The 25,996-nt window shown below is 44.8% G+C and carries 16 protein-coding genes and 2 pseudogenes; 16 read left to right on the top strand and 2 right to left on the bottom strand.

The features are described from left to right. Positions 1-2 precede the first annotated feature (2 nt). From mrdA to KUV50_RS08600, 8 genes are all read left to right on the top strand, one after another. On the top strand, positions 3-1,856 hold the full coding sequence (gene mrdA, locus KUV50_RS08565; RefSeq protein ID WP_222579709.1) for a penicillin-binding protein 2: 1,854 nt from the start codon (positions 3-5) through the stop codon (positions 1,854-1,856). Beyond that, positions 1,853-2,344 (top strand): type 3 dihydrofolate reductase, encoded by a 492-nt coding sequence (folA, locus tag KUV50_RS08570; protein WP_222579710.1) that lies wholly within the window; start codon positions 1,853-1,855, stop codon positions 2,342-2,344. Before mrdA ends, folA begins: the two co-directional genes overlap by 4 nt. Then, positions 2,331-3,623 carry a DUF2851 family protein gene (locus KUV50_RS08575; RefSeq protein ID WP_222579711.1) on the top strand — a complete coding sequence of 431 codons (1,293 nt, stop codon included), beginning with the start codon at positions 2,331-2,333 and terminating at the stop codon, positions 3,621-3,623. The genes folA and KUV50_RS08575 overlap by 14 nt, the downstream gene beginning before the upstream one ends. Further along, positions 3,620-4,678, top strand: coding sequence for a tetraacyldisaccharide 4'-kinase (gene lpxK, locus KUV50_RS08580; protein WP_222579712.1), 1,059 nt, complete (start codon positions 3,620-3,622; stop codon positions 4,676-4,678). Before KUV50_RS08575 ends, lpxK begins: the two co-directional genes overlap by 4 nt. Next, positions 4,675-6,375, top strand: coding sequence for a hypothetical protein (locus tag KUV50_RS08585; RefSeq protein ID WP_222579713.1), 1,701 nt, complete (start codon positions 4,675-4,677; stop codon positions 6,373-6,375). Before lpxK ends, KUV50_RS08585 begins: the two co-directional genes overlap by 4 nt. Before the next feature lie 3 nt (positions 6,376-6,378). Next, positions 6,379-10,044: a methionine synthase gene (gene metH / locus KUV50_RS08590; RefSeq protein ID WP_222579714.1), complete on the top strand. Its 3,666-nt coding sequence runs from the start codon at positions 6,379-6,381 to the stop codon at positions 10,042-10,044. A gap of 226 nt (positions 10,045-10,270) precedes the next feature. After that, a complete protein-coding gene (locus KUV50_RS08595; RefSeq protein WP_222579715.1) occupies positions 10,271-10,771 on the top strand; it encodes an O-acetyl-ADP-ribose deacetylase in 501 nt (166 codons plus the stop codon). A gap of 255 nt (positions 10,772-11,026) precedes the next feature. After that, entirely contained in the window at positions 11,027-13,507 is a 2,481-nt protein-coding gene (locus tag KUV50_RS08600) for a gliding motility-associated C-terminal domain-containing protein (protein ID WP_222579716.1), read from the top strand. A gap of 53 nt (positions 13,508-13,560) precedes the next feature. Here KUV50_RS08600 and KUV50_RS08605 read toward each other — a convergent pair whose 3' ends face one another. Further along, positions 13,561-14,616: an amidohydrolase family protein gene (locus tag KUV50_RS08605; RefSeq protein ID WP_222579717.1), complete on the bottom strand. Its 1,056-nt coding sequence runs from the start codon at positions 14,614-14,616 to the stop codon at positions 13,561-13,563. A 113-nt stretch (positions 14,617-14,729) separates the two neighbouring features. Then, entirely contained in the window at positions 14,730-16,091 is a 1,362-nt protein-coding gene (locus tag KUV50_RS08610) for an ATP-binding protein (protein WP_222579718.1), read from the bottom strand. Positions 16,092-16,808: 717 nt separating this feature from the next. On the opposite strand from KUV50_RS08610, the gene ruvB reads away from it, so the two are divergent. The 8 genes and pseudogenes from ruvB (at position 16,809) to KUV50_RS19710 (ending at position 25,795) form a co-directional block, all read left to right on the top strand. After that, the gene (gene ruvB, locus KUV50_RS08615) at positions 16,809-17,846 is read left to right on the top strand and encodes a Holliday junction branch migration DNA helicase RuvB (RefSeq protein ID WP_222579719.1); all 1,038 of its coding nucleotides are present in this window, start codon (positions 16,809-16,811) and stop codon (positions 17,844-17,846) included. 20 nt (positions 17,847-17,866) lie between these two features. Next, a complete protein-coding gene (locus tag KUV50_RS08620; protein WP_222579720.1) occupies positions 17,867-19,381 on the top strand; it encodes an NAD(P)H-dependent oxidoreductase in 1,515 nt (504 codons plus the stop codon). Positions 19,382-19,422: 41 nt separating this feature from the next. After that, the gene (locus tag KUV50_RS08625) at positions 19,423-21,441 is read left to right on the top strand and encodes an alpha/beta hydrolase family protein (protein ID WP_222579721.1); all 2,019 of its coding nucleotides are present in this window, start codon (positions 19,423-19,425) and stop codon (positions 21,439-21,441) included. 299 nt (positions 21,442-21,740) lie between these two features. Continuing rightward, the gene (locus tag KUV50_RS08630) at positions 21,741-22,571 is read left to right on the top strand and encodes a helix-turn-helix domain-containing protein (RefSeq protein WP_222579722.1); all 831 of its coding nucleotides are present in this window, start codon (positions 21,741-21,743) and stop codon (positions 22,569-22,571) included. 191 nt (positions 22,572-22,762) lie between these two features. After that, the gene (locus KUV50_RS08635; protein WP_222579723.1) at positions 22,763-23,335 is read left to right on the top strand and encodes a YceI family protein; all 573 of its coding nucleotides are present in this window, start codon (positions 22,763-22,765) and stop codon (positions 23,333-23,335) included. A 405-nt stretch (positions 23,336-23,740) separates the two neighbouring features. Beyond that, positions 23,741-24,682: a ClpXP adapter SpxH family protein gene (locus tag KUV50_RS08640; RefSeq protein WP_222579724.1), complete on the top strand. Its 942-nt coding sequence runs from the start codon at positions 23,741-23,743 to the stop codon at positions 24,680-24,682. Further along, positions 24,675-25,115: pseudogene (locus tag KUV50_RS19400) on the top strand (DoxX family protein). The gene KUV50_RS08640 and the pseudogene KUV50_RS19400 overlap by 8 nt, the downstream one beginning before the upstream one ends. A 123-nt stretch (positions 25,116-25,238) precedes the next feature. Next, positions 25,239-25,795 (top strand): annotated as a pseudogene (locus KUV50_RS19710) (trimeric intracellular cation channel family protein). Positions 25,796-25,996: the final 201 nt, after the last annotated feature.

The raw sequence follows: 25,996 nt of genomic DNA on the forward strand, positions 1-25,996 counted from the left end.
ATATGACCATTGATTCACAAGGTCGGTTTAGAATTATTGCCGGTATTATTGCCGTGGGATTTGCATTTTTGCTCTTCCGCGTGGCACAAGTACAGGTCCTGGATGCGCAGTCTCAGGTCGAGGCCAATACAGCTTCCCTGGTGAAGACGATCCAAAAGCCGTCCCGGGGGCTGATTTATGATCGCAACGGTGAATTGATTGTGTTCAATAAGTTTGTATACGACATTAACGTGGTCTATAATGAGCTCCCTGATCCCGTCGACACCACACTGCTTTTTGACTTGCTGCACATCGATCAGGAATATTATGAGAAGAACATCCAGCGAAACTGGTCGGATATCCGCTACTCAAAATTTACTCCCTTTACATTTTTATCCCGCGTACCGGATAGCATAGCCCTGCGCTTTAAAGAATACCTGTACATGTTTCCAGGGTTTTTTGTGACTAAGGAGGCGGTCCGGGGGTACAAGTATCCCACTGCTTCGCACGTGTTGGGATATATTTCAGAGATCGGTAAAGCAGAGCTCGATAGAAACAGTGCCATTTATGTTTCGGGGGATTATGTAGGAAAAAGCGGGATCGAACTTTATTACGAGGATTTGCTTCGGGGCGTCAAGGGGCACCGATATGAGCTCAAAGATAATCTGGGGCGCCAAGTTGGCGATTATCTGGATGGTTCGCTGAACCAGGAAGCAATTTCAGGAAATGATTTGACCCTGACTCTGGATATCAATCTTCAGCGGTATGCCGAGGAACTAATGATTAATAAAAAAGGCGGGATCGTGGCTATAGAACCAGCTAGTGGAGAGGTTTTGACCATGTTAAGTTCACCTGATTTCAATCTCAATGACCTATCGATCGGTCAGAATCGCGGTGAGCGGTTTCAGGAATTATTTGCGGATACGCTAAAGCCGTTTTACGACCGGTCCATGATGGCACACTATCCGCCGGGTAGTGTGTTAAAACCCATCCTGGCCTTGATTGGGCTACAGGAAAAAGTGATCACACCCCACGAACACATTTATTGTGGTGGTGGTTATTTTTATAAGAGCAATGTCTGGCGGTGTCATGCCGGCGGTGGAAACAACGACCTCAAAAGTTCCATCACCCGATCGTGTAACACCTACTTTTTTACCATATACCGGGATTTGATCAACAAGTATGGTTACAGTCATCCTGAAAAAGGTTTGTTTGATTTGCACAATTATCTGAGCAAGTTTGGAATCGGCCGAAAACTGGGCATCGATCTGCCCATGGAAGGAACAGGACTTAACCCGACGCCGGCTTATTATGATGAAATTTACCGAAACAAAGGAGATTGGCGATTCACTTATATCCTGTCTAATGGCATCGGCCAGGGAGAAATCGAATTGACGACCCTTCAAATGGCCAATGCTGTATCCATCATAGCCAACGAAGGGAAGTTCAAGACCCCGCACTTGATAAAAAGCATCGATGGAGAAGCCGAACGGATCCCGGAACGGTTCCGAAAGGAACGTTCGGTTGATATCGATCCGGATTATTTTCCACCAGTAAAGGATGGGATGCAGGGAGTAATTGATTTTGGTACGGGAGGATTAGCGGCTGTCCCCGGAATTGAAGTGGGTGGAAAGACGGGAACCTCAGAAAACAGCGGAAAGGATCATTCGGTGTTTATCGCCTTCGCACCCAAAAATGACCCAAAAATTGCCGTTGCTGTATTTATTGAAAATGGAGGTTGGGGTAGTACCCAGGCTGCGCCCATTGCTGGTCTGATGATCGAAAAATATCTGAAAGGAGAAATTTCTGACAGCAAAAAATGGGTGGAAAAGATGGTGCTCGATTCTGATCTGATCAATAAAAAACCAATGCCATGATACTGTCTGCCATCGTTGCTATATCGTCCAACAATGTCATCGGAAAGGACAATGATCTGCCGTGGTACCTGCCGGCAGATCTTAAATATTTTAAAAAAACTACGCTGGGACACCCGGTGATCATGGGACGCAAAAGCTATGAGTCCATCGGACGCCCCCTGCCCAAGCGAACCAATATCGTAGTCACCCGGGACCCGTATTTTATATCGTCCAATATCCTGGTAGCACATTCCATCGGTGAGGCAGTGGAACTCGCCCGGGACACGGACAGCGAGGAGGTTTTTATCATTGGTGGAGCCATGGTGTATGAACACAGTCTTCCCCACCTGAACCGGCTTTATATCACAGAAGTGCACGGTGAGTTTGAAGGTGACACCTTTTTTCCCGAATGGAACCCGGAAGAATGGAAGCTGGTTTCGGAGGAACCTCATTTGGCCGATGATAAGAATGAATATAATTACGTTTTCAAAGTGTATGAACGAATATAGTCCCATAATTAACGAAGATTTTCTGCAGTATATCTGGCGGACCCAAAAGTATGATCAAGCTGGTCTTCGGTCGACAGAAGGAGCTGCCCTGGAAATCATGAAAGCCGGTACGCTGAATTATGATCAGGGACCTGATTTTATGGATGCCCGCATGCGGATCAATGGTCAGCTTTGGGCGGGTAAAGTTGAAGTTCATGTTCGTTCGTCCGATTGGCTGAAACATGGTCATGAAGGCAATCCGGACTATTTCAATGTGATCCTGCACGTGGTCTACGAGGACGACCAACCGGTGACGGACCCCTATGGAGAAAAGATTCCAACGCTGGAGCTGAAGTCCAGAATAGATCATGATATTCTGGAAACCTACCGGTATTTGTCATCGTATCAGTATGATATGATTCCCTGTGAAAAGCTCCTACATACTGTCTCCCGTTTAAACATCACGTCCTGGAAAGAACGCATGGCTGTATCGCGCTTACAGGAGAAACAGACGCAGGTGGAAGAAGTCTTTTTATACAGCGATAAAAACTTTCAGGAAACCCTGTTCAAATTATTGTGTCGTGCTTTCGGTTTCTCCAAAAACAATACGGCATTTGAATGGTTGGCCAATACCTTAAAATTCAAACTAATTGCACGGCACCTGGACAATAAGCTGCAGCTTGAGAGTCTGCTCTACGGGCAGGCCGGAATGCTCACACCTGATGCGAAAGATGAATACCCCCGGAAGTTGTATAAAGAATATAATTTCCTGGCTGAAAAGTACAACCTCGATCCCATCGATCCGACCGTATGGAACTATGCCCGAATGCGCCCCCAAAACTTCCCGACCATCCGCATAGCGCAATTGGCTGACTTCTTGTATGCGTATGGAAAAACTCTGATGTATTCCCTGGACTGGTTGGAGCTGGTGGACAAATTGGATTGTTCAGCCAGCAATTACTGGAACGACCACTATCGGTTTGATATAAAGTCAAAACAACGTCGCATCAAAAAAATGGGTGCTTCCAGTAAGGATTCCATATTTATTAATGTTTTGGTACCCTTTCTCTTCTTTACAGGTGTCAAAAAGCGCGATCAGTCGGTCAAAGACAAAGCCTTACGGATATTGGAAAATCTCCCCGCGGAAACCAACAGTATTATCCGAATGTGGAAAAAACTGGATGTGACGGTAGAACATGCACTCGATTCTCAGGCACTTCTGTATCTTTACAAGTCCTATTGTATGAACCGCAAATGTGCGCAGTGCAGGATCGGTCAGGCTATACTATTGAAATCATGACAGATACATGGATCTTACGAATTATACTTTTCCCATTTACATTGATATACAGGGCGATTATCGGCATCAGAAGTTTCCTGTATGATGTGAATTTGTTGAAGTCGATCTCTTTTGATGTTCCCGTCATCTCTGTAGGGAATCTAAACACCGGCGGCAGTGGTAAAACCCCTATGATTGAATATCTGATCAGGCAGTTGAGCCCATTCATTAAGGTTAGTGTCCTGAGTCGGGGATACAAGCGAAAAACAAAGGGGTATAAAAATGTAACAGAAGATACGGATTATACCCAGGTGGGCGATGAGCCTCTGCTTCTGAAGAAAAAATATCCCAATACGGCCGTTGCCGTCGGGGAAGAAAGAGCACTGGCGATTCCCCAACTCTTACAGAATTACGACGGAATACAACTGGTCATGCTGGATGATGCTTTTCAGCATCGGGGTGTTCGTCCTTATCTCAATATTGTCTTAACCGAGTACAATAATCGATTTACAAAAGATTTTCTCCTCCCGATGGGACGCCTGCGTGAACCCCGGAGTGCGGTAGAACGAGCGGATATCATTATCGTGACGAAATGCCCAAACACCCTAGCCGACACGGAGAAACAGGCCATTCAGCAAGAAATTAATCCAAAATCCCACCAAAAACTTTATTTCTCCTCCCTGAAATACCACACGGCCTACAATGCATTTGATACAGAGCAACGGATCTTATTGGAACATCAATCCGTGTTTTTGATGACCGGCATAGCCAACCCCGAACCGATTGTTCAGTTTTTAAAATCTAAAGAGATACATTATTTTCATCGAAAGTTCAGGGACCATTATGCGTTTACAAAACACGATATTGCTACAGTCATAGATTCCTATGAAAAAATGGATGAAGCAAAAAAAATTTTCCTGACGACGGAAAAAGACCTTATCCGCCTGGTTCCACACCTTCCTTATTTTCGCAGCAAAGGCATTGATGTATTTATTCTTCCCATCGAAGTAGTATTTTTGGATGGAGATCAGTTTATAGAAGATATCAAGGAAAAGCTATTGAAATTTACGGTATGAGAAAGTTCATTCTTATGGCGTTCGTCGGATTGCTCCTGGTGGGACGGCCGGTCTGTGCCCAAGACAATCCAGTCCGACTGGGTTCCATGGAATATGAACAGATCCAACGGTTGGTTGCAAAATATTCCGGAGGCGAACGGATATTTCCATCGTCCCGGACCCTGAGCCGAAAAAGGGTGGTGGAATACGTCATGAGTCTTCCTGTATCGACATTGAATGAGCGCGATTTGGAGGTAGTGCGGTCTTTGGTTAATGATTCCCCGGAATGGTTTACAGATACCGCTTTTCTGTCCGACCTCCATTCCCAAAACGCCACGCTGGTTCCCCAAAAAAAAGATGCCTGGCTGAACGCCTTTTATCCGTATTCCAGCACTCTAATTTTTGTCCGCAAAAAAGACTTTTTTATGGGGGTGAATCCTGTGATCCAATGGAAGTATGGCCGACAACGCGATGGGTTACCCAATCTATTTGAAAATCGAAAGGGGCTGGCGCTTCGAATGGGCATTGAAAACAAGATATTTATCGACACGAAGATTGAAGAACTCCAGTTTTCCAGACCGGATTACATCAATCGCTATACCAGTACATACAAATCCAGTCCCGGATTTACTTTTTACACCCGATATCAGAGCTCTGTAGTGCCAGCGATCCGGGGTCTGGATGTGCTGGATGGAGAAGCCCACCTGACCTTTCCGATCGGAAAGTATGCTTACACCCGATTCGGGTACGGGCGGGAATTTATCGGAAACGGGATCCAGTCCCTGCTTTTGTCCGACTTTGGAGGAAACTATCTTCATCTCAATTTTGATATACAGATTTGGAAGTTGAAATATCGCTACATGATCGCAGAATTATCGGGATTGAGTGCCCGGCAGGTGTCCGGCGATCAGTTGTTGCCCAAAAAATTCATGGCTACGCACATGCTTCAGTTTAGACTTTGGAACAAGGCGCACCTGGGGCTTTTTGAATCGGTCGTATTCAATCGCCAACAACAACTGGAGTGGCATTACCTTCTTCCGGTGATTTTCTTTCGGACGGTCGAACGCGCCATCGGGAGTCCGGACAATATTTTACTGGGGCTCGATTTTAAATCTACTCTCTTCGATAGGCTCGACCTCTACAGCCAATTTGTGCTCGATGAATTTAAATCATCCGAATTGTTTGGCGGTAACCAATGGTGGGCGAACAAGTGGGGGCTGCAGCTCGGGGCGAAGTTGTTTGATGTGGGTGGGATTAATAATTTAAACGCCACTGCCGAGTACAATACCGTACGCCCTTACAACTATTCTCACCGGGATACTTTGTCCGCATACACCCATTACAATTCGCCTTTGGCTCATCCTCTGGGCGCTAATTTCAGAGAGTTTATCGGGCGCCTGGATTACCGGCCACACCACCGCTGGCAGATGTTTGGAGTGCTTTATCATCATACCCAGGGCTTGGATTTCGATGGAAAAAACTACGGGAGCGATATCAGAAAATCGGGAACAACGCGTGTCATGAACTACGGAGTGCGTACCTTGCAGGGCCGACGAGTGCAGGTGACCGGTTTACAGGCCGGCCTGACGTTTATGCTATGGCATGATGCCTACTTGGATCTTAATTTGGGGCTTCGCCGGGAGGATCAAAACAATAATATCTGGGGCAGTGTTGCGTTCAGACTCAATACGAAACGTACCGGAATGTCAATTTTTTAAAGCATGAAGCAAAGTATACAAGAAGTATTACACGACCGAATCGTTATTCTCGATGGTGCAATGGGCACCATGATTCAGGATCAGAAGCTCAGTGAAAAGGATTTTCGTGGCGATGAATTTTTAGATCATCCGACGGATGTGCGAGGCAACAATGATTTGCTGAACATCACGCAACCAGCTATTATCGAATCCATTCATTATCAGTATCTGGAGGCTGGGGCCGACATTATCGAGACAAATACATTCAATGCCACGTCGGTGTCACAGGCGGATTATTCGATGCAGCATTTGGTGCAGCGGATAAATTTTGGCGGAGCGCAGGCAGCTCGCAAAGCGGCTGATGCATATATGAAAAAACACCCGGGATCTTCCAAATACGTGGCCGGGGCACTGGGCCCTACTTCCAAAACCGCCTCGTTGTCTCCGGATGTGAATCGACCAGAGTACCGCGCGATCGATTATGATGGGCTTCATAAAATATATAAAGAACAAGCCAGGGCACTTCAGGAGGGTGGGGTGGATTTGTTCCTCCTCGAAACGGTTTTTGACACGCTCAATGCCAAAGCAGCCATTCATGCTATTCTTGATCTGGAGGAAGAGACGGGTCGGCATATGCCATTGATTATTAGTGGAACCATTACGGATAATAGCGGACGAACTCTGTCGGGCCAGACCGTGGAAGCTTTTTGGATTTCCATAGCACACGCCCGGCCACTGGCCGTGGGATTGAATTGTGCCCTGGGCGCCAAAGAGATGCGCCCTTACTTGCAGAACCTGGCCAGCATCGCTGATACCTATATCAGTGCCTATCCCAATGCCGGATTGCCCAATGAAATGGGTGAGTATGATCAGGATCCGGAAGAAATGCGGGCATATATTCGTGATTTTGCGGAAAGTCATTTTGTCAACATCGTCGGTGGGTGTTGCGGCACCACACCGGACCACATTCGGGAAATAGCTGAAGCTGTCCGGGGGCTGACGCCACGGAAACCTGAGCCTCAGGAACCATACAGTCAATACAGTGGACTGGAAGCGCTGGTAGTGCGTCCGGAATCCAATTTTATCAATGTGGGTGAGCGGACCAACGTCACCGGGTCGAAGCGATTTGAACGGCTGATCAAGAACAAGAAGTACGAAGAGGCCCTGGAGGTGGCTCGCCAACAAGTAGAAGGAGGAGCACAAGTGATCGATGTGAATATGGATGAAGGGCTCCTGGATTCTGCAGATGAGATGAAAAATTTCCTAAACATGGTTATGTCAGAACCTGATATTTCCAGATTACCGATTATGGTTGACTCTTCCAAGTTTTCGGTGATTGAAGCCGGATTGAAGTGTGTCCAAGGGAAATGCATTGTCAACTCCATTTCGCTGAAGGAAGGTGAAGAAGAATTTATCGAACACGCGCGCAAGGTGCGAAAATACGGCGCTGCTGCGGTGGTGATGGCCTTTGATGAGGAAGGTCAGGCCGAAACCGCTGAACGTCGGGTTGAGATATGTTCCCGGGCGTATCGTATTTTAGTGGAAGAGGTCGGCTTTTTACCCCAGGATATTATTTTTGATCCCAATATTTTTGCTGTGGCAACGGGGATTGCGGAGCACAATAATTATGCGGTCGAGTTTATTGAAGCAGTAAAACAACTCAAAAAATTGTTTCCATTAGCTAAGATTAGCGGTGGAGTGAGCAATCTTTCGTTTTCTTTTCGGGGCAATAATACTGTCCGGGAAGCTATGCATGCGTCTTTTCTATACCATGCTGTGCAGGCCGGAATGGATATGGGAATCGTGAATGCAGGAATGATGGAGGTGTATGCGGATATTCCTGAAAAGCTGTTGACCCTGATCGAAGATGTGCTTTTTAATCGTCATCCGGATGCGACGGAAAAACTGGTAGATTATGCAGAACAGGTCCGCAATAAAGGGAAAAAGGTCGAACGTGATCTGTCCTGGCGGAAAAATACCGTGGAAAAACGACTGGAGCATTCACTGGTGAAAGGGATTACAGAATTTATCATCGAAGATACAGAAGAAGCTCGTCAGAAATATGATTCTCCGTTGACCGTTATTGAGGAGCCTCTGATGAACGGCATGAGCGTCGTGGGGGATTTGTTCGGTGCCGGAAAAATGTTTTTACCGCAGGTCGTAAAAAGTGCGCGGGTGATGAAGCTGGCCGTCAACTACTTGACTCCTTATCTGGAAGCTGAGAAATCAGATGAAGACAGAGCAGTTGGAAAAGTGCTCCTGGCTACGGTGAAAGGAGACGTTCATGATATTGGTAAGAACATCGTCGGTGTTGTATTGGCATGCAATAACTATAAAATCATTGACATGGGCGTGATGGTTCCGGCCGAAAAAATTCTGGCCAAAGCCATCGAAGAAAAGGTGGATGTCATCGGGTTGAGTGGTTTGATTACGCCATCATTGGATGAAATGGTGCATGTAGCGAAAGAAATGACGCGCCAAGGATTTGAATTGCCGCTGTTGATAGGTGGAGCAACGACTTCCAAGATACATACCGCGGTCAAAATCGAACCACACTATGCACCGCCCGTGGTTCATGTACTGGATGCTTCCAAAAGTGTCTCCACAGTTTCTTCTTTGATCGGAGAAAATAAAGAGAAGAAACAGACTTTCATCGAATCCATAAGTGCGGAATATGAAGCGATCAGAGCACGAAGAAAGAACGTGGGGAAAAAAAGGTTTGTGACAATTGATGAGGCTCGTGAAAACAAGTTGAACCTGGACTGGGAAGGATATACTCCCCCACAGCCCGATTTATTGGGTTTAAAAACATTTCATAAAGTCGATTTTCGGGAAATTAAAAACTACATCGACTGGACCCCGTATTTCCAAAGCTGGCAGTTAAAGGGAAAATATCCCGATATTTTTGATGACCAGGTGGTCGGTAAGGAAGCCCGGAAGGTGTTCGATGATGCACAGGAAATGCTGGCACGTATGATCGATGAAAATTGGTTGCAAGCAAATGCTGTTGTTGGATTTTTCCCGGCACAGAGTGAAGGTGATAAGGTATATGTTTATGAATCGGATGGCAAGACGGTCCGGGAAGAACTATTATTTCTTCGGCAGCAAGTCAAACGAGCCAAAGGGATTCCCAATCTGAGTCTGGCCGATTTTATTGCACCCAAATCATCGGGTAAGATGGATTATATCGGTGGATTTGCTGTGACAGCCGGCCTTGGAATAGAGGCTCACGTTCAAAAATATGTTGATGCACACGATGATTATAATAGCATCGTGCTCAAAGCGATGGCGGATCGGTGTGCGGAAGCATTGGCCGAAATGATGCATCATAAGGTGCGTACCTCTTACTGGGGATATCAACCCAATGAAAGCCTCACAAACGAAGAATTGATTCGGGAAGAATACCAGGGAATCCGTCCTGCCCCGGGTTATCCGGCCTGTCCGGACCACACGGAGAAGGAGAAATTATTCCGACTTTTGAATGCGACAAAAAATACGCAAATAGAATTGACCGATTCGTATGCGATGTACCCTGCAGCGGCTGTATCCGGTTGGTATTTTTCACATCCGGATTCACGATATTTTGGGGTTGGCAGGATCGATCGGGATCAGGTCGAAAGCTATGCCACTATGAAAGGAATGGATATGGAAGAGATGGAGCGGTGGCTGGGGTCTTTATTGGGGTATTAAATGAATGGTTATTAATAAATGATGAGACAGAGCACTAATGCATCAAAAACTAAATAGCTATAGTTTTATTTCCCGCAGATTTAGCTGATTTTCGCAGAAATACGCTTTGAACACGCCGACGGCGTGGTAATTTCTGCGTTAATCTGCATGATCTGCGGGAGGTTTTGATAAGTATGGACCTTTAGAATTTGCCGTACTAGTCGATCCACAACTTAAAGCAACAACCATGGAAATCATCGTACAAAAAGGAGATATCACCAAAGTCAAAGCTGATGCCATTGTAAACGCAGCGAATTCATCCCTGCTGGGAGGAGGAGGTGTAGATGGCGCTATTCATCGGGCTGGCGGACCCGCAATACTTGAAGCGTGTAAGAAAATACGTGAAAAACAGGGTGAATGTCCGCCTGGCGAAGCTGTGATAACAACCGCCGGTGACCTGGATGCCCGGTATGTGATCCATACAGTTGGTCCGGTATGGAAAGGAGGAGGTCATGATGAAGCGAACTTATTGCGGAAGTGTTATGAAAATTCTTTAGCGCTGGCTGAAGCGAATGAATTAACTTCGATCGCTTTCCCCAATATAGCGACCGGCGTGTATAATTTTCCCAAAGCCAAAGCAGCCCATATTGCTTTGGACGTGGTCAGGAATACGACTTCTGATTATCTGAAGACGGTGTACTTTGTATGTTTTGGCGAGGATAATTATGAGTTGTACCTAAAGGCCTAAGGTGTGCAAGTCGCTTTGCATAAATGATCTATACCAGATATCGACCCCTGGACTATATGGACCCATCGTATTCTAAAAAATGGAGGATTCACGTCGTTTCTGGGGATATTTTATAATTAACAGCATCGAAATACCGATTTGGTCTATTCTTTGTTTACAGTGAATAAGAAAAACCTGAAATGTGTATTCCCATCTTACTCATCGTTTTTTAAATGGTTATGGCGAAATGATGTTTCCGGATAGTAAAGACAGATTATGAAATTTGGCTTGGTTATTCCATTTTGGTTAATGGCTTTTTCACTTTTTTCACAGAAATGTGCGTCAGTGGACATCGACCCTATTGAATATTTTGAAGTAACCGCACAAGGTGATCGTCAGATACAATCGTATTTGGTTCCATGCTCGAAAAGTGGAGATCTGAAATTTAAGTTGCCTTCCAAGGCTTTGGTGGGATATGTTGATCCTGAACCTTCCACGCCTCCCGGTATTTTACTGGTTGTTATGAAACGAGATCCGGGGAAGTCTGTGCTGACCATCGATGAATTCAATGACGCGGTTTACAAGGATATCAATGGTTTACCGTTGTATTTTTCCGATCCGTCAAAGTTGATTGATATCTCCACACTAACGAATCTGGACAATGTGTCTGGTGCATTTTTTCTCATGCCGGTGATGGTGTCCAATACCAATGGAACCGATCCCGACACTTGGATGGAAGAAGATTGTGTCAAGTTGTTTAGACACTCCGCCATCCATATGGTCTATTCTCCGGAACAGCACGAATTGGTTCATTTTGATGAAATTTCATTTACGAACTGGCCCGTTGACACATCCATAACAGACTTTTTTGACTTTTCTTTTACAGATCAGGAAACTGGTGAAGAAATCTCCTTTGTGATGACGGACAATCGATCGTTTCGTCTGCAGTTCCCTAAATCAAAAGGTGTATTCAATTTTGAAATTACCTGGAAAAATTACGATTGTTCTACTCTTGAAATTGGTAAAAACTGGGCTTTTCCGGCCGTGGAGCTCATCGCTGATACCGTCACCGGATATCGGAACAGCAGTCTAGGTGTCCCGGTACGTGTCCGAAATTTTGAATCAGTGTCAGGGCTCAGCGCTGTCCTATCCTGGCATACGGATTCTTTGGCTTATTCAGGAATTAGTCATGTCCACCCAGCTTTGGAGCCCTATTTGGAGTTTGCTTCTGTGGATCATGGTGGTAATATGGAAGGGGTGAAGATCCGTTTTCCCTCCGGGTTGGATACCCTGACCCTGACCGACAGCAGTGTTCTGTTCGAATGGTGCGGAAAGCCACTCACCGACGAAGGAACTACGATTCCCCTGCGATTCCGCGACCAGGATGATCCGGCATCGTCTTTTTATATCCATGGTTTGGAGGCTGATTTTCTTTTGGGAGACGGTTCGATTGAAGTGCTGAAGGACCGGGAACTGATCTACGACCTCAATCAATTGTGTAACACCATGGATGGAACACATCGGATCAAACTGGATGTAATCAGTGAGCCGGCATACCCTTATACGTATTCCTTCCATTCTGTCGAGGTTCCGGATTCAATGGTAGTATCGACCCCGTTTGTTATTCCGGATGTGCCACCCGGGCATTATGAATTCACCATTCGGGATTCCTTTGGCTTTGAAATCACAGAAGATTTTATCGTTCTGGAACAAGTTCCTCCCAACTTTGAAGTAAATATCGATGCCAGTCGCGTAATACAACCGACCTGCATCGACCCGATGGGCGGGCAGCTTGCGGTAGCTGTTGCACCATCCAATCAAAACTATCAATATGAACTGCTCCATGGTAGTGCATCATTTATTGATGATATCGTGTCCGGCCTGGAACCGGGAAAGTATACCATACGGGCAAAAGACGAAGAAGGATGTGTAGATACGGTAAGTTACACTCTCACGAATCCGGAGGAAATCTATGTGACGTGGGATGCTGCCTCTATGGTGTTGTGTCCGGGGGATGATGAAGTGCATTTTGAGGTGCAGGATTTAAATGATCCACCAGATCCGTCCCTCCAATATCAGATTGAGGGCGGGCCTGTCCTAAACGTCGGCTCGGTGGCCAGCTTCACGGATCCTGGAACTTACCAGGTACAGCTCTGGAATGAGGATGAATGTACACTGGATACGAGCGTGACGGTCTATGCCGGGCCCGAGAAATTGACGGTGTGGGATACTGCCGCTATACGGATTAATATTCATGATACTTTAAACTATGCGGTGGCGGAGCCGACGGGGTTGACCGATATTTCCTGGCAATACAGCAGTGTGGAGATCAGCGATCAAGTGGATATGGAGTATGTGCCTCAGGAAAGTGGAGAATTACTTTTTTCAGCAGAGGTCTACGATCGGTGTATGTATACAGATACCTTGTTGGTTGAAGTATTTATTCCGGATTATAGTAAAACGGACTACCAATTTCCCAATGTGTTTACACCAAATGGAGACGGGATGAATGATTATTATAGTGTCGCTCCTATGGACAACATCAAGCAGATCCTGCAATTAGAGATTTTTGACCGGTATGGGAATGCGATCTATAAGGAGGATTATTCCGATGCATCGGGTTCTTTGCAGCGGGGCTGGAATGGATATTACGGTGAACAAGAAGCCGAATCGGGCGTATATGTGGTACAGGTGGCCTTGGAATTGTTGAATGGTCAAAAAAAACAGGTGGGGTTTGATGTATTGTTATTGCGGTGATGTCAGCGATGCAGGTGTTTTTGAAAGGGTGTCCTACGATTTGAATGTAACCGCTACTCCCCGATGCCATACCACCGGACGGCGTTGGTATAATAAATTTTATCCACCACTGCGGCCGGAAGTTTGAGTCCGTGAAAAGGAGCATTGATCAGTTCGCTCTCCATTTTCTCATCCGTTACAAAGTATTGCCAGTCCCGCTTCCAAGTATTCTCCATATTCTGGTGGAGCTCATCACGGGGTGTATTGCCTCCGTCGCCCATATCAGTTCCATACATGATCCGGTCTTGATACCGGATAAAAAATTCACGTACCCTTTCGCGATCTTTGGAGGTTTGATAAAAGATTTGTCCCATACGAGCCGCCAATTCCACGGACATATTGGGAAAACGGTCCAGCCTTTCTGCTATTTCATCGACGCTCCATTCCAGGCTGGCCAGATGCGCGGCCACAAAAGTGAGCTCCGGATTTTGCTCCAGCATATGATCACGGGCATCAATTTGGTCCTGATAAGAAGGCATTTCCGGCTGGAGATACATGTGGTACTCTGGATGGCGCTGGAAATAGTTCCGGTCATTGTTCGTAGTCATAGCATCGAGGGGTAACCAGCAGTTTTTCGGTTCACCGATATGTCCCATCAGGGTTTTATTTCGGTTTTGGATGTACTGAAAAATGGGTTTAAATTTTGGATCATCAATCATGATGAGTTCGCCGGCCTGATCCCGGGAAACCATCCCTATGTTTTTCCAGACCTTGACTCCGAGTGCGCCCTGATCAAAACAGCTGTCCAGCCAGGTGATAACTTTTTCTTCCCACTGCGGATCATCCCAATCCGAGACTGCAAAAGCCGTGACCATCTGTACTGTTTCCGGGAAGTTTTGATGTTGTATGAGGCCGTGGTGGTATTTGGTGTGTACGTCTTCCCAACCTTTGGTATATTCGAGGGAGACATTGATCAACCGAAAATTATCTTTTTTGGCTTTTTCTACAAAGTCAGGTCGTTCTGTGTTGATGTGAATGTGGACATCATATTTGGGGACCGAGGTGTAGTCATCTGTGGTGTAGTAGGTTTGGCTGATAAGCTCCATGCCTGTATATAGCAGAAGCAGCATCAAGAAAAAAATATTATTTATCGGCATATAGTTCGTTCCGTATGTTGATCCGTAATATACTATAATTCGAGTTATGATATAACGGTTAGTATGTTAAAAAGCTGCAGGAGTGACTACCCATATTTATCAATAAACCAGGATAAGCATTGATCCAAATAAGTGCCTAAATAATAAGGAACATTCATGAGATAAAATAATTTACCTTTTCGGGTTCTGGTCTTTTCTAATTTAAATTCTCCGGCATACATTCTTACGGCCAAAGAGTGTGGAGCCCTGTCAATAAACTCATGCAGTGATTTCAGCGAACCGGTGGCACCCGATTTGATTTCAATGGGTACGAGAAGACCTTGACTACTATACAGTAAATCAACTTCAGCAGAAGATTGAGTTTTATCACGGACCCAGAAATTGGGTTTTTTGTAGCTGGTGGTATTCATTGATATCAGTTCCTGGGTGATCATATGAGGGATAATTGCCCCCCTGTAGGCGCTATTGAGGTCGTCCATGAGGAGCATATCTGCCTGGATGTTCAATTCAAAATTAAGCAGTCCTGTATCCATAAATTGTAATCTTGGGGATTTCTTGTAATCAGGAATGACTGGTGGCTTTGTGCTCGTACTGGGATATATGATCTGGATAACCTTAGCTTGGTCGAGACTCCGAAAGGCTGCACTTACTTCCCGTGATTTGTAATTTGAATAACCAAAATTCTGAAATTTGATCCGCTTATCGACCAAGGCAGGTGCGGTCTCCATTATATGCCTGATCACTTTCATCTCAGTTGAATTTTCCGCATATTTTCCCACATCATCTTTATAGGTATCCCAGATGCTTTCATAAGTGGGAATTAATCCGGCCAGGTCTTTCGTAATACTGTATCGAGCTACAATTTCGGGCATGCCTCCAACAATACAATATCGATGAAATAAACTCAATACGGTGCTGTGGACGGTCTTGTCCAATGGCACGGTTTTCAGATGATCGTGGAGTAAGTCGTGACCGATTCCTTTCAAATATTCCTGAAAATTCAGTGGGAATAAGTACATATAATTCACTCTGCCAACGGGAAAGCTTTTGACATCTTTCAGTCTGTGTTCAAGTAGAGAGCCTGCTGAGACCACATGGAGGTCAGGTACTTCTTCATATAAGTAACGTAAGAAGCCTATCGTTTTTGGAGATTCCTGTATTTCATCAATGAACAGCAGGGTGCCTTTCCATTCGGTTGCAGACAGATTTTTTTGTAAGGACAGTACTTCAATCAGTCGTTGTGCAGAATCAACTTGCTGGATGATCCTCTGATTCTCGGTTTTTTCAAGATTAAATTCAATAAAATGCCTGTATGTTTCCCCGAATTGTCTGATTATGGTGGTTTTGCCTACTTGTCGGGCTCCTCGAATGATCAATGGCTTGCGCTGGTAGTTTTGCTTCCATTGCATTAGGTCAGACCAAATATTTCTTTCAAAAAGTGAGTTCATTATTTATTAATTGAAACAAAACAAGGGTAAATATAAATAAATAATGTAACAAAACAAGGGTAGATGATGTGGTATATTGTAAAAGCCCTATTTGAGCTTGATTCAATAGACCTTGGAGAGGTCATAAGTAAGTAGGCAGATGGTTTTGCAGTATTCATCGACTTCGGAGAAGTCGCAATGTCTAAGCATACATTCCGACCTCTCTGAGGTCGATATTTTGACAATAACCGTTGCTAACATACTTCGACCTGCGCTGCAGGTCTGATTATAATCTACATTTAGAGCGCTATAGTACGTACCCCAACTTGTCAGTGAATTTGCACGCATAATTCACCTTACATATTTTTTTTTGAGAGTGGACATACTGCTTGAAAAAAATTTACTACTTACGCCAATGATCTCCCATATACGATACAAGGGGGCGGTGGTTATTTTTATTTTACGAGGTCAGTATGTCTTTGTGGGAAGTGAAGAATTCACAAGCGAAATCTGTAATGTAAACTGATCGCACAAATTCTTTGACTTGTTGGGGATGGGAGCGCTTCATATAATGCATACAATTTCTGATTTGGTGCACTAGATCTAATAATCTAATTGGTCAATTCTGTTCACAATTTATTCCTCCGTGAATTTCTCTGTGGTACTTAGTAAAACAAAGAATGTTATCTACCTGAACGTTCGTTCTGATATAGCAAAAAAACACTATATTTGTTTTCTATGAATCCACATTTAGATGCTACCGGAGAAAGTGCTTCAGCAGAAGAAAAACAGATCGACAAGGCTTTACGGCCCGAAAGTCTGAATGATTTTTCAGGACAGGAAAAGCTGGTGGAAAATCTGTCGATTTTCATCGCCGCAGCTAATATGCGCGGAGATTCACTTGATCACGTTATTCTCCACGGTCCGCCCGGTCTGGGTAAAACCACCCTGGCCTACATTATTTCTACAGAAATGGGGTGTGAACTTAAATCTACCAGCGGACCAGTACTTGAGAAACCCGGCGATCTGGCGGGACTGCTTACCAACCTCAACCCCGGAGATGTCCTTTTTATCGATGAAATTCACCGGCTGAATACTGTTGTAGAGGAATATCTTTATTCCGCCATGGAGGATTTCAAGATCGATATCATGATCGAAAGTGGGCCCAGTGCCAAGAATATTCAGATTTCATTGCACCCCTTTACCCTGGTCGGTGCTACGACCCGGATGGGATTGATCAGTGCCCCCATGCGAGCGCGGTTTGGAATCAATTTTCACCTGGATTATTATGATCACGATACTTTGCAACGTATCGTAAAGCGGTCCGCCGGGCTGCTGCAGGTGGAAGTGGATGAAAAAGGATCACGGGAAATAGCGCGACGAAGTCGTGGTACGCCACGTATTGCCAACGCTTTGTTGCGACGGGTTCGTGATTTTGCGCAAATAAAAGGATCCGGAAAAATTGATCTGGCCATTGCCCGGTATGCCCTGGACGCATTGCAGGTGGATGACCATGGGTTGGACGAAATGGATAATAAGATTTTGTCTGCCATCATCGACAAGTTTCAGGGTGGACCCGTGGGCATCGGATCCATTGGTACGGCGGTCGGTGAAGAAGCTGGAACCATTGAGGAGGTCTATGAGCCCTATCTGATTATGGAAGGTTTTATTCAGCGAACTTCCAGGGGACGGATTGTCATGGAAAAAGCCTATGAACACCTTGGGAAGCCGATCCCTCAACAACACTCCGGCGGGTTGTTTGATGGTCTTGAGTAGGAATAAAATCGAAATACCTTATGAAGGTTTTAGTGATTCTGGGTCATCCTCGACCGGATAGTTTTGCAGAAGCTATGGCAGAAGCATACATGGATGGTGCGCGGGCGGCTGGCGTCGAAGTCACTTATCTGAAGCTTTATGACTTGGAGTTTGACATCCATGTTACTACTCAAAAGCTTCGGAAGCAATTTTCGGAACCCGATCTGGATTATGCCCGGCAATGTGTATCCGAAGCGGATCATTTGGTATTTGTCTATCCCACCTGGTGGGCCACCATGCCGGCTTTGCTAAAAGGTTTTCTGGATCGGCTGCTTTTGCCGGGGTTTGCTTTTGAAGAAAAGGATCGAAATACAGACTGGATCCCACTTTTGAAGGGGAAGACAGCTCAGCTGATCACGACGATGGACACGCCCATCTTGGTTTATCGATTTCTCTATCATGCGCCCGGGACCAACGCGATGCGCAAAGGAACATTAGGTTATTGTGGAATAAAACCAGTCCGGTTTTTGGGTTTTTCTCCCATTTCCTACACCACTGAAGATAAGCGTCGAAAATGGCTCCGCCGGGTCCGACGCGAAGGTGAAAAACTGGAATCCGGCGTATTGACATCCTGGGAAAAGCTGTGGTTCAAAATGATGCCCTGGCTCAAAGCGATTCGCTTTCAGTTCTATCCGATGACGTGGGTGTCTTATGCGGTCGGCGGGTTCAGTGCGGCATATCTCGGACACGCTTTTGATGCCTGGATATTTTGGTTGGGCTATGCATTCCTTTTTTTACTGGAGGTCGCTGTCGTGTTCAATAATGACTACCACGATTATCCCAGTGATGAGGTGAACAAGAATTACAGTCCTTTTACCGGTGGATCACGGGTGCTTGTGGATGGTGATCTCACCCGGGGCCAGTTGAAAAAAGGGAGCATTGCGGCCCTATTTTTGGCTGGCTTTCTGGGGCTTCTGGTTGTTTATATGGCGAATCTGGGTATTGTGCCGGTCGCGGTGATTGCTCTGCTCAGCATATTAGCGTTGGGCTATACGGCGCCTCCGTTAAAATTGTCATATCGAACCCTGGGTGAGATCGATGTGGGATTGACGCACAGCATCGGGGTGATGTTGTGCGGATTTCTGTTTCAGGGGGGAGATGTGTTCGATCCATTTCCATGGATGATCAGTGTTCCCTTGTTTTTGAGCATTGTGGTAGCCATCATCCTGGCCGGGATCCCGGACTATGCAGCAGATAAGACAATCGACAAGAAGACCGTGGCGGTTCGTTTTGGAAAGAAGGTTGCGATGTGTATCTCCATGGCCATCACAGCGACCACCATCTTGGTCACCTTGTGGTGGTGGCAGTTGCCAGATATCGGCTCTTTGTATGCTACCGCTGTTTGGTTTATCCTGCCTCATGGAATGCTCTTGCTTTACAAGACGGTCTGGTATGCGTTCGGTCTGAAAATTCCTGAGCGCATCGATGGTTTGCTTGTACTTTCTTTGTTGTTTATTTTTTGGTTTGGGTTGTTTCCATTGCTTGCTATTACGTGAAAATCGTTGGTGTAATAGGAGGCTTTAAAACATAAATATCTATGAAAATATTCTTTTTTATCCTCACACTGACACTTCCCGTGTTTTGTTTTACCCAGTATCCAGGTGGGTCGAAATATACAACACCTGATCAATCCAATAATATACGTCATTATTTGATGAAAGAGGCGGCCGCCATTACATCCCGGTCCTTGGATACCATCCAGGATCTTTCTGGATGGAAGAGAGTTCAGAAGCAGAAAAAAGAAGAACTTGCAGAAATGTTGGGTCTGGATGGTTATCCGGTCTTTGAGCAAAGACCTGCTCCATACTACAAGCGCGTGGGTACCATACGCCAGGATGGTTTTGACATTGTGAAGCTGTATTACGAGTCAATGGATGATTTATTTGTTCCGGCAAATTTATATATCCCTCATAAACTTAACCAGGCGGCACCCGCTATTTTATACGTTTGCGGGCACAGTCATACACAAAAACACCATTACCAGGCTCACGCCCGAAATTTTGCTGAGCAAGGATTCGTATGTCTGATCATCGAGACCATTCAACGCGGGGAGGTAAAAGGCGACCATTTGGGTGCTTATGAAAAAGGGTGGTTTCAGTGGTACAGCCGGGGGTATAACCCTGCCGGAGTAGAGGTCTGGAACGGTATCCGGGGCATTGATTTAATGGAGTCATTGGCTGAAGTGGACCCAAAAAGAATTGGGGTGACCGGTATTTCCGGCGGAGGCTCACAAAGCTGGTATCTTCCGGCGCTCGATGGGCGGATACGAGCCGCTGCAGCAGTAGCCGGAGCAGGAACTCTGGAAGGCCAGGTGTGCCAGAAAACCCTGGATGACCACTGCGATTGCATGATGCCGATCAATACCTACTTGTGGGATTTTTCAGATATCGGTGCCTTAATCGCACCCCGTCCATTTGTGGTAGCTCAGACCCGGCACGACGGGTATTACTCGATCGAAAGTGTTCGTGACCTGTATCAACGGACCTCGAAAATATATGAGCTGTATGGTCGTGGCGATAACATCACAATGAAGGAAGCTCCCGGCGGGCACAGTTACGGTGAAAACGATGAAATGCGGCCATGGATTCTTTCTTTCTTCAGAAGGCATTTGCAAAACGACAAAAACGGAACAACAGAGCAGGGTAACATAGATGTTTCAAAAGTACTTTCCGATACTGATTTATCGGTATACTCAGGTAAGCCACCAGAAAATGATCGGACTAAATTGATCCAGGAATCCTTTGTTCCCAAGGCGGAGGTTCCGAATATTTCATCCAAAGCCGATCTGAACGCTTATCGACAACGGATTACAGACCAACTAAAAGCCAAAACCTTTAGAGCCTTCCCTGAGGAGCCGGTACCTTTCGAAGCAAAATTGGAATTCTCTACACGAAATTTTTCGAAATTTGGTCGGGAGATATACAGCTTTGTGTCGGAAAAGGGATGGCGCTTAAAGCTAGATGTAAGAAGAACAGCCCGTCCATCTGAAGAATCAACCCCGGTTGTATTAATCCTAAATAATCCCAATGAAACCAAATGGGCATCACATCATCTGGCCCGAGGGCATAACAATGATTATAACATCGCCTATTTTGAAGCCCGGGGGATCGGGGAGACGGGATGGGCGGAAAATCAAAAATGGCACATCCGCCGGGCATCGGCCTGGACCGGTCGTACAATTGCCTCCATGCGGGTGTACGATGTTCTGCGTAGTCTTCAGTACCTTCGTACATTGGAAGGGGTGGATCCAGCGAACATTCATCTGGCTGCACGCGGTGAGATGGCCGTCGTTGCGGCGTATGCAGCTTTGTTGGATGGAACTATTAAGTCGCTGACTCTGGAGAATCCACCAGCGACGCAGGATGTAGAAAGCGATCCCGAAGGACGCGGCCCTGCTTTGGAAATGTTGAATTGCCTTCGAATCACGGATCTGCCTCAGGTGGTTGCTTGTCAGTTTCCGGGGAATCTGACTCTGCTCGGCCAAATTCCGGAATCGTATCAATGGGTGGAAGAAATTTACAACGACTTGGGGAACATGAGCATTAGATCACAGTAATATATTCTATTATCAATACTTGGGTTCCGTGCCTACTCAAGTTACGAAGCTGAGTAGAGAGTTTACGATTAAAGAGTACACATTTTTGAAACATATGGATTAATAAAAGGGGGTAGAAAAGAAAACTCTTGAACCCTTGCTATCAATGATTTTGGAAATTCAATCTGAATACATGTTATATTGGAAGTTATAACTAGCGCACACGAGGGGTGCGCGGCGGTATAGACTCCTCCTATCCCTCATAAAATTTTAGTGAACCATTTCTCCCTAAAACCAGTTAAATTCCTAACTTAGAGTATATGAATCAGCTTTTCAAGATTTTTAAAATTGACAATGAGGAAGCCGCGAGAATAATTGCTTCGCCTGATGAACCCCATCAGCACGATTACGAAGAGTTGATTGTAGGGATGGCGGGTGAGTTAGAGCATTTTATTGATTTCAAGACGACTCGCATTGAAGCGCCCTTTGTAAGTTTTGTGACCAAAGGGAAGGTGCATCGCATTATCCCAAAACTAAAGAACGGACAATGCGACATGTGGGTACTTCGTTTCCAAAGTGAGTTTATCCCCGAAACTACTTTTCAGCTCTATAGTTATTACCACGATCAGGCGACCCTGAAGTTACAAGGCGGAGATTGTTTCAGTCACCTGGCAGCACTCTGCGAAACCATAGATGCCGCCATGCAACAGGAAAGTCCGGATCTGGGTGTAGTGCGGCATTTGCTAAATGGTTTGTTCGTCATGATCGAGTCAGAAAGGGAAAAATTAACTTCAGATGACCACGGATTGGAGAAAACACAAAACTCAACCCTGCAAAGTTTTCTGAAAATTCTTGAAGAGAACTACCACAGACCGGTGGGGGTGGATTTTTATGCCGAAAAGCTATTTATGTCGGCCAGAAATCTGAACTTGATTTGTAAAAATATACTACAAAAAACCGTTAGCGAGATTATTGAAACGCGAAAGCTTATCGAAGCCAAAAATCAACTTTTGCAAACAGATAAGAATATTTCTGAAATTGGATTTGACTTGGGATACAATGAAAAATCCTATTTCTCCAATGTGTTCAAAAAGCGGACAGGCCAGACACCTTCCGAGTTTCGGGAAGAAATGATGAGCCTGCTTTCCTGATTTTACAACTCATTGTCCAAATTCTATTACCTCAACCCCTCCACTCGATGATATCTTTGCACTTATAAGAAAAGGTCACACTCATTACCTGAATGACTGCATACCGTGTTAAACAAACAGGTAGCATTTGGTAGGAAAACCACGTGGCCTACAGGTGAAACTCAATTTACAAAACAATAAATTTTTATATTATGAAAAATCTTATTTCATTATTTGCATTGGTATTGCTTGCGGTAAGCTCATTTGCACAGACTCAATGGAAGGTTGACCCTTACCACTCCTCCCTAAATTTTAACATCTCACATTCCGGTATAAGTATTGTGAATGGAAAATTCCTGGAATACACCGGGAATCTAACTACAGATGGGGAAGCATTGAATGATGCCAAAGTTGATTTTACCGTTAAAGTGAATAGCATCAATACCAATGTTGAAGATCGGGACAACCACCTAAGAAGTGCTGATTTCTTTGAGGTTGAAAAATACCCGAATATGACTTTTAAAAGTTCAAAAATCTTACCGACCGGTAAACCCGACCACTATTTATTGTATGGTAAGCTGACCATAAAAGATGTAACGAAAGACGTGATATTTGATGTACACTATGGTGGGACCGTCGAGACGGATCAAGGAAAAAAACTAGGCGTGAAAGCCAAAACGACCATCAATAGATTTGATTATAATATTGATTTTGACCCGACGGCCGCTGGTGTTGGGAAGGATGTACATATATTGATTCACGCCCAATTTGCGACTGCAGAGTGAGCAACAGAAAATTTCAATTAGTCAACATTTTAAGCTTTATAGTTTTTAAGTGCTGAGTCCACTCCAGAAAATCATATTTTAAAATGATTAGCCCCGGTGCTTTAGCCCGGGGTGTTTATCATGCCGACCATATTGGCTTTAGCCATGTAAAACACAAAGCACTCAGGGCTAAAGCCCATCATTATTTTACATTATCATACCCGGCCTAAAGGCACGGGCTAATAAAACAAAAAACTGATTTTTCAGAGTAAGCTTAGTGTTGAATGATAATATGATCGGGAGTACTTAATATGCAGAGCTAAGATTATGTAGGATGTCATCCTCAATAGAGCGTGACGTAACCACTTGCTTTTAAATATCTTCTTAGCAATAAGCCTTCTGTGGGACAATCAAAAATTTAAAAAAATGAATAACGAAAATATTATTAATAATCCATTATTGTGTGACATCGAAACGGGGATGTGTGAAACATCTGATGGAAGTATGGGTTCGATATCTAAAACCGATGTGCAATCCAGTGAGAAATCCATAAAAGTCATTTATTATACCGACCCAATTTGCTCTTCGTGTTGGGGCATCGAACCACAACTGCGTAAACTCAAATTGGAATACGGTAATGATCTTGATATCGAATACAGAATGGGTGGGTTATTACCGGATTGGAGTTACAACAGTGGAGGTATCGGAAAACCATCGGACGTGGCTCACCACTGGGACGAAGTGAGTATTCATTACGATATGCCTATTGACGGAGATGTATGGTTGGAAGACCCTTTGGAATCATCGTACCCGCCCTCTATCGCATTCAAAGCGGCACAAATGCAAGATAAAGAAAAAGCCATTTTATTTCTTCGCGAAATACGGGAAATGGTTTTCCTACAAAAGAAAAACATTACGAAGTGGGAGCATTTGGCCGCTGCAGCCAGAGCCGTAGGTCTTCAAGTGGAGCAGTTGAGAATAGACTATGAAGGGCAGGCCACGGCCATATTTGAAGAAGATTTGACGAAGGCGAATGATATGGGTGTCAGAGGATTCCCTTCTGTTTCCTTTATTGACGAGTCGGGGAATAAAGAATTTGTTTACGGTACAAGACCGTATGCATTTTATGAAATGGCTATTCTGAAGTTGAATCCGAAGGCCTCAAAAAGCGAATACAGTAAAGATTGGAGAACCCTTTTTACAAAATATGCGACGCTGACCGCTAAGGAGTTTTCTGAGCTATCCGGAACGCCCAGAAATGAAAGTGAAATGGTGCTGAATGATCTTTCTGATGAGGGAGTCTTGGAAAAATGGACCACCAAAAACGGAGCTATTTGGAAATTTATCAAACATAACACAAATGATTAAAAACACGTTCAATCCTGGCAATTACGCTGCACATATTAACTTTGCATTGCTGGTTCTTCGTATTGCCGTCGGAATTTTAATGCTGACCCATGGCTTGGGTAAATTTGAAAGATTATTTGGAGAGGGCCCCATTCAGTTTTCTGACCCGATTGGCATAGGCGCAACAGCATCATTGGTGCTGGCCATCTTTGCTGAAGTGTTCTGATTTATTCTATTAATATTCGGATTGGGAACACGTCTGGCCGCCATTCCATTGCTTATCACCATGCTAGTGGCTGCGCTGATTCATCATATAGATGATCCTTTCAGGAAACAAGAGTTGCCTTTGCTCTATGCCTCTATTTACTTTTTTATTGCTTTGGCAGGAGCAGGCAAGTTGTCCCTTGACCACTGGATCCACCAGCGGTTCCATCGTCAGGCGAGTTTAGAATAGGCATACTAGAAAAGATGGAATAATCTTTTTAAATTAAGCACGGTTTAAAAACGAACGGAATCGTTAAAAATTTTAGATGTTGCCGGCACTGCAGCTTTCAGTTTTGCAGGGATCTATGCTGCCATGGAAAAAAAGCTGGATGTCTTCGGAATTTTTATTATTGCTTTCATTACCGCATTGGGCGGGGGAACATTGCGGGACGTTTTGGTGGGGCAATTGCCCGTAAACTGGATGCTTGATTTGAATTCAGGAGTGGTTGTATTGCTGAGTACCATCGTTGCGTTACTTTTTAGAGGCGTCATAAAAGACTATCACAATGTCCTCCTGTTCTTTGATTCCATCGGGCTCGGCTTTTTTCGATCGTAGGCATACAGACTGGTATTGCGCTGGAATTGCATCCGGTGATTTCGATCGCACTCGGAACCATTACTGCGTGTTTTGGAGGAGTGATTAGAGATATCTCTTTGAGTAATATACCACTCAACTTCCAGGAAGAAATTTATGCGACAACGTGTATTGTTGGAGGTATAGTTTTTTTCATATTGCTCAAGGTGGGTGTGCCTACCATGCCGGTTGAAGTCATTTGTCTCATTACGATCGTTGTATTCCGTCTTTTATCGGTAAAATACCACTGGCACTTACCTGTCATCTGGAAAGTTAAAGAATCGGAGCATAGCTAATTAACGACCACAAGTACTTATTTGATGAGAGGCAGAACATGGGAAAAAATCACTCTGAACTTCGTCAATCAGTAGTGTTGAGATCAAAAGAGTAAGATTCGTGGTACAATGGCTTGGTCGCAATTTTTGAGGTTTAAGCGCTGACGTACCAGTTCATGGATAAACATTTAACTGTTTTTTTCTGTTGAATCAATGATATAC

Source organism: Membranihabitans marinus, from assembly GCF_019802045.1.
Taxonomy (GTDB): Bacteria; Bacteroidota; Bacteroidia; order Chitinophagales; family Saprospiraceae; genus Membranihabitans; species Membranihabitans marinus_A.

Bases quoted from the DNA above. Each gene is read 5' to 3' on its own strand.
- mrdA (WP_222579709.1), top strand. From the start codon at position 3: ATGACCATTGATTCACAAGGTCGGTTTAGAATTATTGCCGGTATTATT.
- folA (WP_222579710.1), top strand. From the start codon at position 1,853: ATGATACTGTCTGCCATCGTTGCTATATCGTCCAACAATGTCATCGGA.
- KUV50_RS08575 (WP_222579711.1), top strand. From the start codon at position 2,331: ATGAACGAATATAGTCCCATAATTAACGAAGATTTTCTGCAGTATATC.
- lpxK (WP_222579712.1), top strand. From the start codon at position 3,620: ATGACAGATACATGGATCTTACGAATTATACTTTTCCCATTTACATTG.
- KUV50_RS08585 (WP_222579713.1), top strand. From the start codon at position 4,675: ATGAGAAAGTTCATTCTTATGGCGTTCGTCGGATTGCTCCTGGTGGGA.
- metH (WP_222579714.1), top strand. From the start codon at position 6,379: ATGAAGCAAAGTATACAAGAAGTATTACACGACCGAATCGTTATTCTC.
- KUV50_RS08595 (WP_222579715.1), top strand. From the start codon at position 10,271: ATGGAAATCATCGTACAAAAAGGAGATATCACCAAAGTCAAAGCTGAT.
- KUV50_RS08600 (WP_222579716.1), top strand. From the start codon at position 11,027: ATGAAATTTGGCTTGGTTATTCCATTTTGGTTAATGGCTTTTTCACTT.
- KUV50_RS08605 (WP_222579717.1), bottom strand. From the start codon at position 14,616: ATGCTGCTTCTGCTATATACAGGCATGGAGCTTATCAGCCAAACCTAC.
- KUV50_RS08610 (WP_222579718.1), bottom strand. From the start codon at position 16,091: ATGAACTCACTTTTTGAAAGAAATATTTGGTCTGACCTAATGCAATGG.
- ruvB (WP_222579719.1), top strand. From the start codon at position 16,809: ATGAATCCACATTTAGATGCTACCGGAGAAAGTGCTTCAGCAGAAGAA.
- KUV50_RS08620 (WP_222579720.1), top strand. From the start codon at position 17,867: ATGAAGGTTTTAGTGATTCTGGGTCATCCTCGACCGGATAGTTTTGCA.
- KUV50_RS08625 (WP_222579721.1), top strand. From the start codon at position 19,423: ATGAAAATATTCTTTTTTATCCTCACACTGACACTTCCCGTGTTTTGT.
- KUV50_RS08630 (WP_222579722.1), top strand. From the start codon at position 21,741: ATGAATCAGCTTTTCAAGATTTTTAAAATTGACAATGAGGAAGCCGCG.
- KUV50_RS08635 (WP_222579723.1), top strand. From the start codon at position 22,763: ATGAAAAATCTTATTTCATTATTTGCATTGGTATTGCTTGCGGTAAGC.
- KUV50_RS08640 (WP_222579724.1), top strand. From the start codon at position 23,741: ATGAATAACGAAAATATTATTAATAATCCATTATTGTGTGACATCGAA.